An 18,150-nucleotide genomic window follows, 5' to 3' on the forward strand; every position below is an offset into this window, starting at 1 on the left:
TCACGTCCCTCCGCGCGTCTCGCCCGACGCACGCAGCAGATTTCTCCAGGCCTTCAGGTAAATCTCTGGGTGTTCGCGCATATATTTGGAACCGCGAAAAGCGCCCACGCCACGCTCCTGCGGCACGCCTGTCAGCGCCTGGCCTGCCCGCAGCCGTTGTGCGCATTCCGCGAAACACTCCGTGCCGAGCCGGCTGAGCCTGAGGCCAATGGCATAGAAGTTATCCCCTGCCTCCACTTGTGGACGGGCGCGATACAGGATGGCGCCGCTGTCGATACCCGCGTCCAGCGCATGAACGGTAACGCCCAAAGCCCCAGCCCCCTCGTGAGCAAGGGCCGTCACGATGCCTTCACCGCGGTAGTTGGGGCTCCATCCCCAGTGCATGTTCACGAACGGTGCCGACACGCAATCCATCACCGCATCGCCAATCAACGCCGTGCCGAATACGAAGACAATCTGCGGGTCATGACGCCGCAGAGTCTCGAGCACTTGATCTGAATTGACGCTGGGCACGGTGAGCGTCGCCAGTCCGGGCGCGACCGCCGAGTAGCCGCTCTCGAGCACACGCTCATCGTGCAGCTGTTGGAAACCGAAATACTTGCGACGATTGAGCAGGCTGTGTGCCTTGTGAAATACGGCCAACGGCCGTACCAGCAGGCGCAGCGAGCCCCGCAGCTTTTTCGCCAGATCTCCAGAGAGGGCGCGCTCTTCGACATGCGACTGACCTTCCTCGAAGATCACCATGTCGATGGCACCACGCTCCCACAACCGGTTGGCGCAGTAGATCTGGAAAGCGGAACGGCGCGTCAGCAGTACGCCGCGCAACCGACGATGCGGCTCGAACTCACTCATGTAATTGCAGAAGCTTTCGCCATCGTGGCAACTGTTCATCGAGAAAGAAGTACGGCGTATCGGCGCGATATCTCTCGCTATCCAATGCGCTCTTCAGAGCCGTCGCCAGCTCGGACGGGCTCGCAACATAAGCACTGCCACGCAAGCCTCGCAGCGGGCTCATGTTGAACGACCGGCCATCGAGAAGCTGAATCACAGGCACCGCCAGATAGAGCGAATCCACAGCGGCGGAAGTGATGCAACTGGCAAACACCACATCCACGTTCGGCAGCACTTCTCCCAGTGGAGCATTTGTCTGCTGCAGATCGAGACTGCGATATGCCGATGTGTCTACCGCGTACGCAGGATGTGCTTTGAAAAGGTACTGTGTGTCTGGCGGCAGTGACGGTGCTGCCCGCTCCATCCAGGATAGCAGCTTGTGACTCGTCGCCAGATGAAAGTCGCCGCAAATCAATACCACCGGGGGCCGCGCCGCCCTGTCGATCGGACCTTCGGCCGCTGGCCGGGGCAGCAAATGCAGGTAGCGCAACGCTTCCACATCGACCAATTCATTCTCAGGATAGCCGCCTCGAACATACATCTGGCGGGCAACCGGCCCGTTGACTGCGACCCGAGCCGGCATGGGCAATGAATTGGGTTGCCGGCGATAACTGCGTGAATCGTAGAAATAGCGCAAATCCCAATATCGCACTGTCGTATGCGCCACGCCCACGAGCTCGCCGTGGCCAGCGCTCTTCCATGCATGAATCAGTGCAAACTCCCACGGCTGATTCTCGAGAATGTAGACCCCAATGCGCTGTCGAGGCACACCGGACAGCGCCCCCTCGAACAATCCGAGCGCGAGACAGCTGTGCATCGCCGAAGGCCCGCGCAAAGACTCATCCCACTCCCGACGAAACAATGGCCAGAAATTCATTCGCGAATCGCGTGGCTGAAAGTGCGATCCGATATCGGTCAGCCTGGCATGCGTGCGCACCAGCTGCACGTAGTCGCAAAGTGCGCGCCACGCTCTGCTGGGACTCATCGCTTCATCGATCAGAGCGTGATGCTGAATTCCCCTGCCCTCGCCATTGAAGCGCTCGATGAGCGCCGTGGCCTGGGCAATCGAAGAAATCGCCTCATGCCGGAAAAACACATGAAACCAGCGGGTCGGAACCTTCGATTCGCGCAGCAGGTTGACCAGCCGAGTCCAATAATTGGAAGCGAAAGGACCGGTCGAGAGCGCCTTGCCGTCGACGTGCACCAGGATGTCGAAGAACGAAATGTCACCGGTCGCAGCAGTTCGAGACCGGCTCCGCCGGATCGTCAGACGCTGACTTACATAGCGCACGGCAAGCAACAGCGCGCGTAGCGGCAACGGCATACGCCGGAGCCGGGGCTCACTCGCGGTTCTGGCAGCCGGCTCGTATGAGCGTCGCCGAAAGGAAATTCCAGTCCGCGCGCAGAACGCCTCCAGGCAGGCAGCAAGCGGCTCGTCGGTGGAAACGAGCTCAACCGCACTCGCCTGTGCCGTATCGATGATTTGCTCGAGAGCGAACAGCTTGATCGCATTGTGTACCGGCGACTCACCCCAGGCGTTGTACTTTTGCGCGACCGCGGTCATCCACCAGAAACTAAGCCCAGGCCGCAACTCCAGGTGATCGACCAGCCTGCGGCCTTGGATCTGAGCCTCGCCGAGATCGTGCAGCCACGCCAGATAGCGAGCACGCAACGCATCTGACTGCTCCTCGACATGCTGCGGCATCGAAAGGACACGAGCATCGCGGCCATCGCGAAAGCCGCACCAAAGTACCGTGATGTCGTCCGATGCGGGCGGTGTTTCTTGCGCATCCCATACCCTCAGCGTAACGCGCGGTACCTGCCCGACCGGCGCACAGCTCTCTTCTCCTTGTCTCACAGTGCCCGCATCAGCTTCTCGACGCGTGCCAGGTCTTCCGGCGTATCCACCGCCATGGTCGAGTGAGCGGTCGGCACCATGCGAATCTTCAGCCCGTGTTCCAACACGCGCATCATGTCCACCGACTCGGCAATCTCGAGCGGCGTCGGCGCCATCTTGGTGTACTCGATCAGGAAGTCGCGGCGGAACGGAATCACGCACACCTGCTTCACCATCGGAATGTTCGGCGACTTACTGCGGGTGGGAATCGGCTCGCGCGAAAAACACAACGCATTGCTCTGCAGATCGCACACCACCTTGATGCAATTCCGATCCTCGAACTCGGTCAGCGTGGTGATCTTGCCGAGCAGATTGGTGATCTGCAGCGACGCATCGTCGATCATCGGCTGCACCGCTTCGGTGATCATGTCCGGATGCGTCATGGGCTCATCGCCCTGGACCATCACCACGATGTCGTAAGTCACACCATCTTCTTTCTCGATCGCGTGCAACGCTTCGGCACAACGATCCGACGCGCGCTCATGATGGCTGCCCGTCATGACGGCACGGCCGCCGATGCTCCGCACGTAGTTGGCGATCTCATCGTCGCAGGTCGCGACCGCGGTGGTCGTCAGCAACTTGTTACGAGACACGCGCTCCACCACGTGGCCGATCATCGGCTTGCCGAGCAGCGGCGCCATCGGCTTGCCGGGAAAACGACTGCTGCCCATGCGGGCGGGAATCAGAGCCAGAATTTTCATGACACTCTTCCTTTTCGAGAGTTTATTGGCCGGGCCGGGACGCCTGTCGCGCCCAGTCGACGAAATGACGCAGGCCGATGTCGAGCGGCGTGCTGGACGAGATGCCGAGCACCTCGCGCAACTTCGTGACATCGGCGTAGATGCCGCTTTGATCGCCAGGGGTGGAGCCGCGCACGAAGAAACTGCTCCCCGGAGTGAGTGCGCAGATGTGCTGTAACAGGTCGCCGACCGTGGTCTTGATGCCGGTGCCGATGTTGAATGTCTGACCCAGCGCGGCGTCGCGAGTGGCCGCACGCCACCACGCTTCGACGACGTCGTCGATATAAATGAAATCGCGGAAGCGCTCGGTGCTGCCCTTCACTTCGATGCTGCCGGTGCCGGTCAATGCCTGAGCCAGATAGATACTCACCATGCCCTGACGCAGATTCTTCAAGTTCTGCCCCGGGCCATACACGTTGAACATTCGCATGGCGACGAACGGCAGTCGCGACGCGTACACCTTCAGATAATTCTCGGCCGCGAGCTTGCCCACGCCATAGCACGATAACGGCGCTCCCGGCCGGCTCTCCTCGATGGGAACCGACGGCACACTGCCGTAGATCGACATCGAGCTCGCATACACCAGCCGCTCGACTCGATGCTCGATGCCGTAGCGAATCAGGTTCAGTGTCGACACGGTGTTCTTGTTCAGATCCACCACCGGCTCGTCGAAGCTGATCTCGCCGGAAGATTGTCCCGCCAGATGCAGGATGCGCCGGCAGTCGGACGGCAATGACGCCATGGTGCTGGCGAGCGTCAAATCGCCGCGAATGAACTCGATGCCTTCGGGAACATTGGCCAGCTCGCCGCCCGACAGATCGTCGACGCCGACGACGCGATAGCCTTCCCGCTGGAAGCGCCGCGCCACGTGCGAGCCGATGAAGCCGGCCACGCCGGTGATCAAGATCTTTTCCATCGCTGCCACTTCAGGAGTTGGTGATGATGCCGATCAGCGTGTCGCACTTGCCGGCACGCACCAGCCCTTGCTTATAACTTTCTTCCAGCTCGGCGCCGAGCTGCGAGGTGAAGCGCCCCATGCCGCCCGGCCGGCCATCCCGCGCCCACACCATGTGATTCGACAGGTCGTACCGTTGATCCAGCAGAACTTGATACGGCCGGCCGACCCGGTCCAGCACATGGCGTAGCGAGGCGTCGCTGAAGTACCAGGGATGCGCGATCGACCAGTAGAAACGTTCGAAGGCCGGAATGTCGTACACCGTATGCAACGGGTCGGCGACATTGGGAATCTCGAAGATCAGCTTGCCGCCCGGCTTGAGCAGAGCGAGCTGCGATTCGAGGAAGGCCTGCGGGTCGGCGATGTGTTCCAGCACGAAGAAGTGCATCACCACATCGAAGTTGGCCTGGCGCACCTCGGCGGGCAACTGCCGCATGTCTGAATGAACCTCCACGCCCCGGCTGCGCAGATACTCGCTGAACGCGCCGGACGGCTCGACACCGGTGCACTGATGCCCCGCCTCGATCAACGGAAACAGCATGAAGCCGGACGAGCAGCCGACTTCGAGCACCTTCGAGCGAGCGCCGAGATGCGGCTGAATGTATTTCATACGCCGGAGCCGCGTCGGCTCGTTGGCGCGATGATGATCCTCGATCTTCTGCCAGCCGCCCTGCACGCCGGCCCGGCCCGCCATGAAGCCCTCGAATTCGGCGGCGTAGAAGCGCGCCTCCTCGTCGGCGGTCAGGCCGGGATGCTGATAGCGAACATCGCAGGCGAGGCAGTGGAAGAACGCACGCTGACGGCTCTTGTCACCGTACACATGGGCCGTCACGACGATTTGTTTCTCGGCCGTCGCGGCACACAGCGGACAGGTTTGCGGCAAGGCCATCGTCAAGCTCCCGGAACCGTCGGTCGCGTGACGACCGATTGCAAGAACACCGCATCGATGCTGTACGCGATGAAACGATAGCCTTCCTGCAGCCGCTCGCGCAGTTGCTCCGGCGACGCCGCGACCACGTGAATGCCGCAAGCAACCTTGTACTGCCGTGCCAGCGAATTGATTCGCGCCAGCGCGGCGACAAAGTCGGGATGGGTGAACTGCGCGGTCAGATTCATGGAAGCAGACAGGTCATAGGGCCCGACCAGAATGGCGTCCAGCCCCTCCACTTGCAGGATCGACTCCAGATCGTCGATGGCCCGATGGTGCTCGATCATGGCGATGAGCAGCGGCGCCTGTGCCTCTTCGCGATACGCCTCGAAGTGCTTGCCGAACAGATTGGCCCGCGAGAACCCGACGCCGCGACGACCGGCGGGCGGCCAACGACAGGCATCGCGAATCAGTTCCAGCTGCTTGGCCGTCTCCACCATCGGCACGATCACTCCACCCGCGCCGGCATCCAGGGCCTGCTTGCAATCTTTCGGATGTCCTTGTGCCAATCGCACCATCGGCAAGGTGTCGCCGAGCTCCAGCGCACGGCATAGATCGGGCAGCTGGCTCACGGCGATGGCGCCGTGCTCCAGATCGAAGGCCACCCAGTCATAGCCCGCCTGGCCGAGGATTTCAGCGATGGAAGGATGCGGAATCTGCATCCAGCTGCCGATGGAATGGCCGCCGGAGCGCAGTTGCTCGCGAATGCGGCGAATGGCATTCAATCTGTTCATGAGCCTGCTTCGAGATCGTCAAAGGAAGGACCGGCAAAGCCGTCGCGCAGCCGCTCATTGAGCGGGGTGCGCCGAAGTACAAATGTTACTTGGTTCGTCTTGGCAGCCGCCAGATCGGCGCTGGCGTCGCCAACGAAGACGGTCGCGCCGGGATCGAGTTGCCAGCGCGCCAAGGTGTCCGCGATCGCTGCCGTCTTGGTGGTCGGCGAACCGTGAACTTCCCGAAAGCATTGCGCGATGCCCGTCGCGGTCAGGATGGTTTCGATCTCCGCCTGAGGCGTCGCCGTGACCAGGACGAACGGCTGCTCACGATGATGTCGCTCTATATAAGCGTGCACACCGGACACCCACGGCGCATCGATGACCGCCTGCAACGCGAGCTCAGAGAAGCGGTCGCAGAATTTTTGGACCGATGCCTCGGTGACCTCCTGGCCCGCCCATTGCAGATACACCGGCATCTTATCGAAGCGGGACATGCCGCCGTTGGCTTCATGATGCTCGCGAACTTTGCTCGCGACCTCGCGACCATAGGGCAGGAACAGGCGCTCGAACGCCTGGGTCTTCACGCTCACCGAGTCCTTGATGACGCCGTCGAAATCCCAGAACACGAGCTTCGCCGTGCGCAGTAACTGAAGCGTCGATCGCGATCCGTCAGTCATCACGCCGCGCCACGCTGCCAGATCTGGTTATAACAATTGCGGAACACGGTGTTCTCGAAGCTGTCGGCGTGGCGCTTCTCCTTCAGCTCCAGGCCGGCGGCGCGCAGATACTGGTCCGAATCCCGCGCCTGTTTCTCGAATTCCTCGTTGATCTCCACCAGCGCGCCGCGCGCCGCTCGTAGCGTCGTCGGGCCACCTTTGAGAATGAGATGTTCGATGCCATCCACATCCATCTTGATGTAGTCCGGCGCGGGAATGCCCAGATGCGCGACCGCGTCGTCCATCGATACGCCCAGGGTGCGGAACTCGAATACCTTGCGCAACGCCGAACCGTCGTGGGTGTAGGACTTGTCGAACGTCGACATCGCCCCGCCCCAATCCGTGGACGTCATGTTCAGCGTGCTGTTGGACAGCGAGTCCGAGAGCGGCAGCGGCACCAACGTCACGAGATCGCTCAGGCCATTGATCCAAACATTTCGAGCCAGCAACTCGAGGTTGAACACGGACGGCTCGAAAGCGAACACGCGGCAGCGCCGACGCTTGGCGGCGTAACAGGAATACAGGCCGACGTTGGCGCCGATATCCCACACCACCGAACCTTCGGGAAAGCTATCGATCCATTCCAGCGTCTCCGGCTCCTTGGAAGAGAAAGAATCGATGCGCCAGGTGTTGACGAAGTTCGGCACCACGAACGACAGCTTCACTCCGCCGTGCTGCACGGTGCGGGTGTTCGACATCATCGAGTTGGCGACGATCTGATTGACCCGGGTGCCGACGCTCGACCGGTTCATCGAGCGCAGCGAGCCCTCGAGCACTTTCTTCAGCAGTTGTTTCATTTGTTATCTCGCGCCGCGCGGCGACTCTGGATGTCGTTGATTAACTGCAGCAGGCCCTGGCCCAGATCGACGTGCATGGGCGGCACATATTTGCGTCCCAGCTTGGGCTGATAGGCATAGGGCGTGCGAACGTAATGACCCGGCTGCTCGCCCGAAACGAATTGCACGCCGTCGAAGCCGAGAATCTCGGCCAGCATCTCCAACAGATCGCGCACGCGCATCGGCTCCTGACCGGTGAGCACCACGCTTTCGTTGCGGAACTCATCCCCCAATGCCGCCACGCTGGCGCGTGCCGCATCTTCAACGTGGATGTATTCACGCAGCGCGTCCGGGCTGCCTTCATACTTCAGCACGCCGCTTTCGAGCGCGCGGCTGACGATTCGTAACAAACCGTTGCTCTCGTCCGCACGCGGGCCATACAAAGAGCCATAGCGCAGGATCGTGTAATCGAGCCCGTACGCGCGCTGATACTCTTCGACGTAATGCTCTGCCGCTTGTTTGCTACAGCGATAGAAGCCGCCGTCCCTGCTGTAGACGTACACGGTGCTCGCGTAGACCATGCGTTTCACGCCGTTGATACGACACGCCTCCATGACGTTCACCGCGCCCAGCACGTTGACCTGCACGGTCTGTAGCGGTCGGGTGCGTGCGGCGTTCAGATCGGCCAACGCTGCGAAGTTATATACACACTGCGCGCCGGCTGTGACTGCCGTGATTGCATCCAGATCGAGCAGGTCGCCGATCACCATGCGCTGCTCGGAGCGCAACCAGGGCGATGGCGAGCGATCGAAAATCACGACGTCGTAGCCGGCGTCGCTGAGCTGATCGGCCACGTGCGAGCCCAGAAAGCCCGAGCCGCCGATCACGCACGCGGTGTTACGCTGATCCACTGATGACTCCACTTACAGGCCCTGGCGCTGGACTTCGTATTCGCTCTGCGGCACCGTGCCTTCCAGCTTGCCGGTGGTGAGAAAGCGAACCGCTTCCTCCGTCGCCTCGATCTCCATGCGCGTACGGCAGTCGACGGACATCGATCCCATGTGCGCCGTGAGCAGACAGCGCTCGATGCCGGCGAGGTCACCCGAATACGGCTCGTGATCGAATACATCGATGGCCGCGCCGCCCAAATGACCTTCGCGCAACACCTCCGCGAGATCGCGCTCGTTGATGATGCCGCCACGCGCCGCGTTGATCAGCAGCGCATCCTTTTTCATCGTCAGCAATTGCTCGCGACGGATCATGTTCTTGGTCTGCGCGGTCAACGGTACGTGCAGGCTGATGACATCGGCGTGCTTGTAAATCTCGTCCTTGCCGACCCATTCGAGCTTCAATTCCGGCACCAGCTTGGTATCGGGATTGATGTCATTCACCAGCACGCGCGGCGTGCCGAACGCCGCGATTCGACGCAGTACGCGAGCACCGATTCGACCGGTGCCGATGATACCGATCGTCACCTCGGCAATGCGCCGACCGAAGTGGCGCTGCCAATGACCGTTGTGTAATTGCAGGTTGGCCACGTGAATGTAGCGCAACAGCGCGAGCATCAAACCGATCGTCAGCTCCGCCACCGCCGGCGCCGGCGCGTCCGGTGTATATGAAACAGCGATGCCCCGCTTCTCGGCGGCGAGCAGATCCACGCTGTCCAGTCCGATGCCGACGCGTGAGATCAGCTTCAACCGCGAGCCGCGCGACATGACCAGATCGGTGATCGGCTCGGTGCCGGCGATCAGCACGTCGAAGTCCGTGACCATGTCGGCCAGCTCCGCTTCCTTGAGCTTGCGGCCCAACGGATTGATGACGTACTCGATGCCGGCGGCTTCCAGCAGCTCGAGCGGCAGGCGATTGCGATCGCCGAAAGGAACGGTGGTGATGAGAGCTTTGGGCATGGGAATATCACTCTGCTGAGCGCACAACGGGTGCAGACATGGCGAATTGCTGTCGCAGCCACGATTCTAGCTCCGCACGTCCATGGATGATGGGAATGCCGTGCGCCGCGCGATCGTCGGCCTGCACGATGCCACTCGAATCGTAGTAGCAGCTGGGCTTGCCCGCGTCGCGAGCGATCAGCGCCGTGGAAGTGAAAGGCATGGAGATCGTGACCGCGCACGACTCTATCAAGCGCGGGGCCGCGGTTTCGGGATCGATGATGACGAGGTTCGTCAGAGCATCCATGGACCGCACATAGTGTCGATACCCGGGATGCGCCCGGCTTCCGATATTCCGTTTGCGCTTGAACACCATTACCCCTCCGCAAGCCACGACCGTCGCATGGATGTCCTGCAGGAAGCGGTTTGCCACTGCCGGCACATGGAATGATTCCTGGGGCACCAGCGTCCGGTAGTAACTGTCGCGTACCGGCTGGACGTCAAACACGGCGACGCTGTTCGATGGCAGCGGCGGCAGCTCGATCGCGCTGGTGTTGAACCAGATAGGACCGACTATGGTCACGTTCGCCTCTGGCCCGACAGCACGACGGACGAACTCGGCCTGGCCCGGCCCCCAAACCAAGTAACGTGGCCAGTTCATGGCTTCCCAGCCGTAGCCGATGTCCGGATAGCCCGTGGGACGTTTGAACGGCTCACAGTTGGTCGAATAGAAATAAAAATCGACGCGAGCCCCGCACTTCTCAGCTTCGTAAGTCCACAGCGGGCGAAAGATCCATCCCGAGTTGTGGAACAGATAGACAGAAGCCAGCGCAACCCCGTCGTTCGCACGCACAGCGGCTGCGTAAGACGCCTCTCCCAGCAACGCCGCATGCCACCATCGTCCGCGAAATACATCGAACGCAGCCAGCGTGACTGCTCGCAGCCCCCACCAGAGATAACGGCCCAGTGCCCGCCCGCCGATCAACGGAGGGATGACCGAGGGAATCGAGCGAACCGATAGTCCATCTACGGCGCGGTCCGCTGCTCCTTTGACACCGTGACATAGGCTATCGAGAGCCTGAGGGCGGAGCGACGATCGCGCATACCAGGTGATAATGTCGTGACTTCGACCGTCCCGGCAGGGCTTGGGCAACGCGATCTCGCTCAATGTATCGAAGTACGCATATCGTCCCAGCTCTCTGTAGTTGGGAGCCTTCGAGCCCGCTACGGTATCGAGCAATCCTTTGAGAAACCGGACCACACCGGCGAAAAAGTACAGCGCTATCCAACCCTGCCAGGTCAGCGCGCTGAGGACAGGAGCCAGCACGAAACCATGCGCCGTCAATACTCGTCGCCATTCCGGGGGCAGCGGATGAACGACGCGCGAGCCGGGTTGCCCCAGGGAAAGCAGCAGCGCCCGATTGAGCGCGACTCCGGCGATGCGGGTCAATAGAAACTGCCGCACGATCAGCTCGACCTGCGGCAGACCGGCGCCGAAGATAATCTTCGCAGTCACGTTTCGCTGAATAGAAAGAGGCGTATTCGTGAGCGCGCGGTTCAGCTCAGGAACGCGTGCGAGCTGCCCGTGCTCCTTCAAGTAGCGGTAACCGCGCATCATGCGCCGCAGCCGACGCCGCGCCCGGCGTCGGAAAACGTTCTGGATGAACATCATTTTGCATTCAGGCCGTTGCGCCTCATCCAATCGTCGCGCTCGAGCATACAAACGACGCCATCCGCATAGGCACCGTTGGACCAATAGAGCTTCTTGAAGCGGCCGACCTCTCGAAAGCGGAACACCGCCATGATCGCCTGCGTCGCTTCGTTAGAGGCTACGTATCCGCCTTTCACGATGCGCAGGTTCAGGCGCAGAAACGCGGTCCTGAGCATCAGGGAGATCGCTTCGATGGTGTAAGCGCCTGTCCGGAATTCCTTTTCGCCGATGATGATCGCGATATCCGCAAAACCGTGCACCCAATCGATGCCGCTCAGGCTGACGATGCCGATGTGCCGGTCGGACTCGATATCCACGATGGCCAGTACCAGCCGGCCGCGCGACCGGACTTCCTTGGCATAGTACTCACGCTGATTTTCGACGCAGTTGGGCCAATACTGGACCCCGAGCCATCTGGTGGTTTCCTCGTCGCTCAGCCATTCATGCCAGCGCCCCTCGACATCCGCCGCGGTCGGATGACGAAGATAGATGCGCTTGCCGACGACGTAAGGGTTGTACATGCTACTGGTTCCTTCAGGAAGCGCTCGCGCCCTTCAGCGTCTTGGCAATCTGAGCATAGTCGGTCATACCGACGATCTGCTCTTCGGACAACTCGACGTTGAACTCCTCCTCGAGGGCCAGCATCAGTTTCATGTGGCGAAGCGAATCCCATCTGGCGACGTTCGCGGGCGAGGCATCGTCGCCGATGCTCTCGGGGGAGACGCCCATGATCCGGGCCATGACCGCTTTGATTCGTTGTTCCATCCTCGACTCCTCAATGTTCCAGTCCGGAAAAATGCTCCGGAATCTTGATATCGCCCGTCCCAAGATCGAAACGAAACGTCTTCACGCCGCCGTCTTCCTGGTCCGGCACAAAGCCATGTGCGCTGAAGAACCCGGCGACCTGCCCGTTCTTCTTCGACGGCACGTAGCGTCCAATCACCGTCCGCGCTCCTGCCTTGCGCGCCTCGGCGACGCAGGTGCTGAGAAACGCAGTCTCCACGCCACGTCCCAAGGCGCGGCAACTCATCAGGAAGAGTTCGATAACCGCCGTTTCTCCGGTCCGGATCAGCGCGAACCCTATCGTACCGTAGTCGCCGAAGCGATCCGTCAGCCGCAGCGAGCGCAGGATGTATTCGCCCGATGCCAGCCGCTCTTCCAGCTCGTCGCGCGTCAAGCGCACGGTCGTGAGATTGAATTGGTTGGTACGCTGAGTGAGCTGGGCAGCACGCTCCAGCTCATCGCCCTGCGTCGCACGAGCCTCGATGCGCATCTGCAGCGAGCGAAGGTACTCGCTGAGATCCACGGTAGCGGCCATCAGCTCCTTGCGCTTGGCTTCGGCACGATACATCTGGCCGCGCTGTCGATCCTCTTCCGACAGCTGCAGAGAGTCGAACAGGCCGCACTCGGCAAGAATCTGCCAGTTCCGTGCCGGCTGCTTGGGCGACACCAGCAGCACCTCGACCTCGGGCAACATGGAACGCACCAGATTCGCCTCGAACTCGCTGTCATCGACAAACACCATGGCATCGAGACCCAAATTGAGCTCGGCCGCAATGGCACGAATGTTTGCCGCCTTGTCCTCCCAATTCACGCGCATGACCGCGATGTGCTCCTCACGCAGCAGCATGCCGGGATGTTTCTGGAAGACTTCGGTTACGTCGGCAAGGTTGTTCTTGCTACATACCGCGAGCACGACGCCACGATGATAAAGATTCACGATCTCGCGCTGAAAATCTCGATAGGCTGAACCGTGCGACGCATCGCCCAGCTTGATACCGTCGAGCCCATCCTCACCGACGATGCCGCCCCATAGGGTATTGTCGCAGTCGATCACCAGGCACTTCTTCGTCCTGCCGGTCAGCGCCCGCAGATATCCGAGGGTCCGCAACGCCATCTCGCCGAGCGCTTCGCGAGTGAACGGCGCGCTCGTAAGATGCCAATATCGCCAATCGTAAAAATTGTTCGCTCCGATTCGTTGCTGGCAGGCCGCTAAATCGAGCAGATAGGCGTTGCCCGCTTCTCGCAGCTTCTCGGCCACAGATGCGTTCAACTCCTCGATCGACCGAGAGTGGCTAACGGGCATCGTGGCGTCCGCGATGCCATACGCGGGCCAGGCCGGGCGCTCGAACGACATCCAGAGAATCGGCACGGCGCTGCGCTCGCGGAGCGCCCGAATAGTGACGGCACAGTAGTCGCCGACCCGTGCAATCTCATCCGCCACCATTGCTGGCGAAGCTTGCGCGAATTCAAATCCCAAGGTCTTGGAAAATGCCGGCAACCACAGCGCAACGACGATGGCGTGGACACCTTCGCTGACCGCGCCGCTACCGCCTCCCATCGCCTCCTGGAGAATGTTGTCGAAGTCACCCTTGACGACCGTGAGATCGATTCCCTCGCGACGCGCGGCATAGGCCAGATATGGCTCGAGTAGATCGATCGTGACGTTACTCAACACGGCGCAGGAAAACGGCCGCAGCCCTTCGACGGGTCGGCTTCGCTCCTCTTCAATCAGCGCGAGGCTCGGAAAGATCATGGCGTTGCTGGTCGCTTTGAGGTTCGGATGTGAGAACGTACGGTTGGCAGCGCGGCTTACGGCTTGCTCAAGCGATACGCCACGCTGATGGATAATTTCTCATCGATACTCTCCTCGACCGTTTTGCCGGGATAGGGCAACAGAATCCGATCCGCGATCGCGAAGCCGGCCCGGTGGAACATTCCTTCGAGGTTTTCGATGGTCTCGAAATTGTAGATGTGATCGATGGAGGGCGCATTGATACACGTCGTCAGGAATACGAAGGGATCGCGGCTGGTCACTTCGAAGATCCTGCGCAGGAAGGCCTCCGGCGCTTCGACGTGCTCGAGAACTTCACCCATGACGAAAGCGTCGTAACTCAAACGGAAATCGTACTGAAGAAAATCGCTCTCGAATAAATCGTAGTCGCCGACCTTGCCGTGCAAGCCGCTCTGCAGGAACGAGCGTGTCATCTCCAGACTCGTGGGACTGATGTCGACCCCGTGATGCAGCTTCCATTTGCGCGACTTCGCCGCCAGCGCGAAAAAGAATCCGTGACCGGGCCCCACCTCGAGGTAGCTGTCTCCGCCGCGCGCCGCTGCGAGGCAGCGCTCGAAAAAGCGGCGCATCGCCGCGTGATTTTCCCAAAGAAATTCCGTCACTGCCAAACCATGCATGTAACCCCGCATGTACTCGGGATTCTGATACACGGCATCGGCCACGGCGGCATAGGTCGAATGACGATATCTGCCATGCCGTCGAAAGTAGATTTCTTCCTTGTAAGTATCCGTGACGATGAGATTGTAGGCCTTGGCAAGCGCCGCAAGCGACACGTCCCGATCCAAGCAGTAGGCAATGTATCGCTGAAAAGCGATGAGCTCATGCTCCTTCAACGCCGCGAGCGCCTGATCTACGACGCGTCCGTGGAGAGGATTACCGCGTTTGATCTCAGCAATGAGACCGTCTGCGAGCTCGGAATCGATAGGCATAGAAACCTCTGGTCGCGATTGCTTGTGACTTACTTCGTGCGAACGATCTTGCGGCCGAGCATGAATGCCTCGGCGGCGGTGGCGCCGACAGTCGCGCCTCGCCAACGGGCCAGCGCCTGCACAGCCTCGATGGACCGTGCATGCGGAAACGGTCGCATCTCGCTGCGGTACGCGTCGAGTGCGGCGAGCTTACGATCCAGCGTCGTCGAGATATCGACGAACCAGGACGGATTGAATTCGAGGCCCGAGCCGGGCGGACGCCATTCGGTTGAGGACGGTACCTCAAAAAACAGCAACTCATCGACCGGATATCCAGGCTGTGGACGGCAGGCTGCGATGACGGCATCGTGCACGATGCGATGATCGATGTTGACGTCACCGGCGTGGTGTGTGAACACGATGCGGGCCGAGTGCTTGCGCACCGCCTGCTCGATCAGCTTGACGATGTCGAGCAGCTCGACGCCGTCGAGCCGATTATCGGGAAGGCTCAGCACTTCCACCGAAGCACAGCCGAGGATGGCGCATGCCGCGTCGGCGGCAGAATTGCGTGCCTCCATCTGCCCCGCCACCGCTCCGCGCTCCACCTTGGCCACACGAGATGATTCGCCATCCGCGAGCATCAGCACATGCACCGGATGTCCCGCGGCAGCCATGAGCGCCATCGTCCCGCCGCAGCCCAATACTTCGTCATCGGGATGCGCGGCAACCACCAGCACCGGTGCGGCTTTCGCTTGGGGCGTTTGTTTCATGCTTTTGTTTGCGCTCTATCGAGGGCCACTACTTCGCTGACGCGGGCCTGCAACGCCGGCGATGCGGCGGCGATCAAGCCCAACTTCTCGAAGGGCCCCGCCAACACGAACGCCTCGCCATCGAATCGACGCAAGACACCGCCTGCCTCGGAAAGAATCAGTTGAGGTGCGGCCACGTCCCAGTCACGCAGCGGCACATCCTTCGCGAACAGATCCGCGGCACCTTGGGCGACCAGGCAGATCTTCAATCCGATGCTGCCACTCTCGAGATATTTCGAGCATGGCAGGTCGCGAAACACTCGCGCCGCCAAGCCGCGCGGCTCGGGATAGTTATCGACAAGAATCACGTCGTCGCGATCCGCTTTGCGCGTGGTAATGGGTCTGCCATTCAGCGTCGCACCTTTGCCCCGCTGCGCGGCGTATGTGTTCTCGAGCGCCGGCGCATGCACAGCGGCCAGCACCGCCTGCCCGTCCTCGATCAGGGCGGCCTGGCACACGAATCCAGAAAACCCGTGCACGAAGCTCGCGGTGCCGTCGATGGGATCGATCAACCAATAACGCTTCGGACGTTCCAGGCTTTGCGACGCCAGGTCTTCTTCGCTCACGACGGGAATATCGGCGATCCGAAGCAGACCCGCGCGCATACATTCATCTGCAATCGTATCGGCAACGGCCTTGAACTGAGTCCCCTGCCAGTCGCCAGCGAGATTGCCTTCGGCGCGACACTGCAGGATTCTCGCCCCGACGTCGTGGGTCACCTTCACCAGATCAGACAGCACGGTTGCCTCCGGCGGCGCCCTCGATATCGCGCCTCACCTCCGCAACGAGCTCCGCAAGTCGCTGCGTCAAGGTTGCACTGACCATGCCGTAACGCGCGTTCAAGCGACGCAGGTCGGCGGCGAACGCCGGGAACACGACCGATGGCGTCTGCCACGCAATGTTACAAAGGGCCGCCACTCGAGCGATGGCGTCGGTCAATCGGAACTCGCCTTCGTAGCCGACGTTGACCGCCTGCGGGGGCGGATTCGATTCGTCAACGGCCGCTCTCACAACGTACTCCGCCGCGTCCTGCACTGCCATTGCCGACCAGAATCCCGGTTGTGCATTCAATTCGAAGCTGCCTTCGACGAGCAGCCGACGGGCCGCGTTATAGAGCACGCCTGATCGACGCGGGACGCCGAAGAGTCCTGGCAGTCGTAACGCCACATCGCCTGCACGACGCCTGTTCCACAATATTTTTTCAGCTGCCGATTTACCGCGTGCATAGGCACCTTCGGGCTCAGCTGCGATATCTTCCTGCGCGGGCATCGGCGTTTGCGGTCCATACACCGTCATGGAGGACACCAGTACGATCCGACACGAAGCGTGCTCTGCCAAGGCTGCAATCATCGCGATGCTGTCCCGTGCGGCGTCAGCATCGTCGTAAGCACCAGCGGACTTCGGCACCTGAGCTGCGCAATGGACGATCGCCGTCGGTCTGACTTCGCCGAGGAGCGCTCGCACCGACGCGCCATCGGTCAGATCGCACGCAACTCCGACACGACCGCTTCGGCTCGTGGGCACGCACGACAGTCCACGCGCTGCGTGGACCGCCAGAACGTGTTCGCCCAAGTAGCCGGAGGCACCGGTCAGCAGAACACGCGTCACACCATGTCCCACGTGATCCACTGATCCTCGTCGATATCCACACGCGCCGGACGTCCGATCACGATATCGAGCATGTGAGGCGCGATACCGAGCCCCGGCCGCTTCGCCGTGATCATCTCGGCGGTAATGATCTGACCCTTAGTAATGCGGCGAGCTGCATGCAGGCTGCGACGGCCCTTCTCGAACATCTCACGCTCTTCCGGGCGGGGCCCGTACTTGGCACCGTTACCGAAGGCGGATTCGACATCGCGCAGCCGCTGCATCATCAGCTTGAGCGGCCCGGGCTCGATGGCGAACGCGTGATCCGGTCCCGGCAGCGTGCGATCCAGGGTGATGTGCTTCTCAATCACACAGGCGCCCAGCGCCACCGACGCCAGACAAACATGATCGCCCTCGGTGTGGTCCGAATATCCGGTGAGCACGTCGAACGCGTTGCGGATGGTTTCGATCGCGCGCAAGTTGCTCAACCGCGCCGGCGCCGGATACAGCGACGTGCATTGCAGGACCACGACCTTGTCGTTACCGACCTCGCGGCAAGCGTCGACGGCACGTTGAATGTCCATCCAATCCGCGAGCCCTGTCGACAGGATGACGGCGCGACCGGTGCGTGCCATGTGTCGAATCAAGTTGAGGTCGGTGAGATCGAACGACGCCACCTTCATCACCGGCACATCCAGCGCGTGCAGCTCGTCGATCGCCTCGATATCGCAGGGCGAGGAAAGAAACACCACGCCGCGCGAGTTCGCGTATTCCTGCAAGGGCCGATGCCAGGAGCGATCCAGTTCCAGCCCCTGGATCAGATCGAAGGTATTGGTGTGATTCAGGTAGTTGAAGCCGGGAGCCCGCCGCGAGTAATGGCTGCGGGCGCGGAATGTTTGGAACTTCACGGCATCCACGCCGGCGTCGACGGCGACGTCGATGAGCTGACGCGCCAGGGCCATGTCGTGGTTGTGATTGGATCCGATCTCGGCGATCACGAAACAAGGCTGACCGGGGCCGACCATGCGCCCGGGCGCAATCTCGAAGTTACGCAC

Annotated in this window: 19 protein-coding genes; all 19 read right to left on the bottom strand. The window is 61.3% G+C overall.

Annotated elements, in window-relative coordinates; all coding sequences use genetic code 11:
* The 19 genes from ACFPN2_RS30165 to ACFPN2_RS30255 are packed head-to-tail and all read right to left on the bottom strand — an operon-like array spanning position 1 to position 18,150.
* Positions 1-852, bottom strand: coding sequence for a formyl transferase (locus ACFPN2_RS30165; protein ID WP_380603646.1), 852 nt, complete (start codon positions 850-852; stop codon positions 1-3).
* Positions 845-2,749 (bottom strand): TIGR04326 family surface carbohydrate biosynthesis protein, encoded by a 1,905-nt coding sequence (locus tag ACFPN2_RS30170; protein WP_380603648.1) that lies wholly within the window; start codon positions 2,747-2,749, stop codon positions 845-847. The genes ACFPN2_RS30165 and ACFPN2_RS30170 overlap by 8 nt, the downstream gene beginning before the upstream one ends.
* On the bottom strand, positions 2,746-3,489 hold the full coding sequence (locus ACFPN2_RS30175; protein WP_380603650.1) for a 3-deoxy-manno-octulosonate cytidylyltransferase: 744 nt from the start codon (positions 3,487-3,489) through the stop codon (positions 2,746-2,748). The genes ACFPN2_RS30170 and ACFPN2_RS30175 overlap by 4 nt, the downstream gene beginning before the upstream one ends.
* Positions 3,490-3,511: 22 nt before the next feature.
* Positions 3,512-4,444: an NAD-dependent epimerase/dehydratase family protein gene (locus tag ACFPN2_RS30180; RefSeq protein ID WP_380603652.1), complete on the bottom strand. Its 933-nt coding sequence runs from the start codon at positions 4,442-4,444 to the stop codon at positions 3,512-3,514.
* A gap of 10 nt (positions 4,445-4,454) precedes the next feature.
* A complete protein-coding gene (locus tag ACFPN2_RS30185) occupies positions 4,455-5,372 on the bottom strand; it encodes a class I SAM-dependent methyltransferase (protein ID WP_380603654.1) in 918 nt (305 codons plus the stop codon).
* Positions 5,373-5,374: 2 nt separating this feature from the next.
* Positions 5,375-6,145: an HpcH/HpaI aldolase family protein gene (locus ACFPN2_RS30190; RefSeq protein ID WP_380603656.1), complete on the bottom strand. Its 771-nt coding sequence runs from the start codon at positions 6,143-6,145 to the stop codon at positions 5,375-5,377.
* A complete protein-coding gene (locus ACFPN2_RS30195; RefSeq protein ID WP_380603658.1) occupies positions 6,142-6,804 on the bottom strand; it encodes an HAD family hydrolase in 663 nt (220 codons plus the stop codon). The genes ACFPN2_RS30190 and ACFPN2_RS30195 overlap by 4 nt, the downstream gene beginning before the upstream one ends.
* Positions 6,804-7,640 (bottom strand): FkbM family methyltransferase, encoded by an 837-nt coding sequence (locus ACFPN2_RS30200; RefSeq protein ID WP_380603660.1) that lies wholly within the window; start codon positions 7,638-7,640, stop codon positions 6,804-6,806. The genes ACFPN2_RS30195 and ACFPN2_RS30200 overlap by 1 nt, the downstream gene beginning before the upstream one ends.
* The gene (locus ACFPN2_RS30205) at positions 7,637-8,530 is read right to left on the bottom strand and encodes an NAD-dependent epimerase/dehydratase family protein (protein ID WP_380603662.1); all 894 of its coding nucleotides are present in this window, start codon (positions 8,528-8,530) and stop codon (positions 7,637-7,639) included. Before ACFPN2_RS30205 ends, ACFPN2_RS30200 begins: the two co-directional genes overlap by 4 nt.
* Before the next feature lie 12 nt (positions 8,531-8,542).
* Positions 8,543-9,526: a phosphoglycerate dehydrogenase gene (locus ACFPN2_RS30210; RefSeq protein ID WP_380603664.1), complete on the bottom strand. Its 984-nt coding sequence runs from the start codon at positions 9,524-9,526 to the stop codon at positions 8,543-8,545.
* A 7-nt stretch (positions 9,527-9,533) separates the two neighbouring features.
* On the bottom strand, positions 9,534-11,123 hold the full coding sequence (locus ACFPN2_RS30215; protein ID WP_380603666.1) for a polysaccharide biosynthesis PFTS motif protein: 1,590 nt from the start codon (positions 11,121-11,123) through the stop codon (positions 9,534-9,536).
* A 50-nt stretch (positions 11,124-11,173) separates the two neighbouring features.
* Positions 11,174-11,737, bottom strand: a complete 564-nt coding sequence (locus ACFPN2_RS30220; RefSeq protein ID WP_380603668.1) for a GNAT family N-acetyltransferase — start codon at positions 11,735-11,737, stop codon at positions 11,174-11,176.
* A 13-nt stretch (positions 11,738-11,750) separates the two neighbouring features.
* Positions 11,751-11,981, bottom strand: coding sequence for an acyl carrier protein (locus ACFPN2_RS30225; protein ID WP_380603669.1), 231 nt, complete (start codon positions 11,979-11,981; stop codon positions 11,751-11,753).
* 10 nt (positions 11,982-11,991) lie between these two features.
* The gene (locus ACFPN2_RS30230) at positions 11,992-13,752 is read right to left on the bottom strand and encodes an HAD-IIIC family phosphatase (RefSeq protein WP_380603670.1); all 1,761 of its coding nucleotides are present in this window, start codon (positions 13,750-13,752) and stop codon (positions 11,992-11,994) included.
* 56 nt (positions 13,753-13,808) lie between these two features.
* The gene (locus ACFPN2_RS30235; protein ID WP_380603671.1) at positions 13,809-14,720 is read right to left on the bottom strand and encodes a class I SAM-dependent methyltransferase; all 912 of its coding nucleotides are present in this window, start codon (positions 14,718-14,720) and stop codon (positions 13,809-13,811) included.
* 29 nt (positions 14,721-14,749) lie between these two features.
* Positions 14,750-15,469: a PIG-L deacetylase family protein gene (locus ACFPN2_RS30240; protein WP_380603673.1), complete on the bottom strand. Its 720-nt coding sequence runs from the start codon at positions 15,467-15,469 to the stop codon at positions 14,750-14,752.
* Positions 15,466-16,248: an inositol monophosphatase family protein gene (locus tag ACFPN2_RS30245; protein ID WP_380603675.1), complete on the bottom strand. Its 783-nt coding sequence runs from the start codon at positions 16,246-16,248 to the stop codon at positions 15,466-15,468. Before ACFPN2_RS30245 ends, ACFPN2_RS30240 begins: the two co-directional genes overlap by 4 nt.
* Positions 16,238-17,116, bottom strand: a complete 879-nt coding sequence (locus tag ACFPN2_RS30250) for an NAD-dependent epimerase/dehydratase family protein (RefSeq protein WP_380603677.1) — start codon at positions 17,114-17,116, stop codon at positions 16,238-16,240. The genes ACFPN2_RS30245 and ACFPN2_RS30250 overlap by 11 nt, the downstream gene beginning before the upstream one ends.
* Positions 17,113-18,150, bottom strand: coding sequence for an N-acetylneuraminate synthase family protein (locus ACFPN2_RS30255; protein WP_380603678.1), 1,038 nt, complete (start codon positions 18,148-18,150; stop codon positions 17,113-17,115). Before ACFPN2_RS30255 ends, ACFPN2_RS30250 begins: the two co-directional genes overlap by 4 nt.

The organism is Steroidobacter flavus (assembly GCF_042651805.1).
GTDB lineage: Bacteria > Pseudomonadota > Gammaproteobacteria > Steroidobacterales > Steroidobacteraceae > Steroidobacter > Steroidobacter flavus.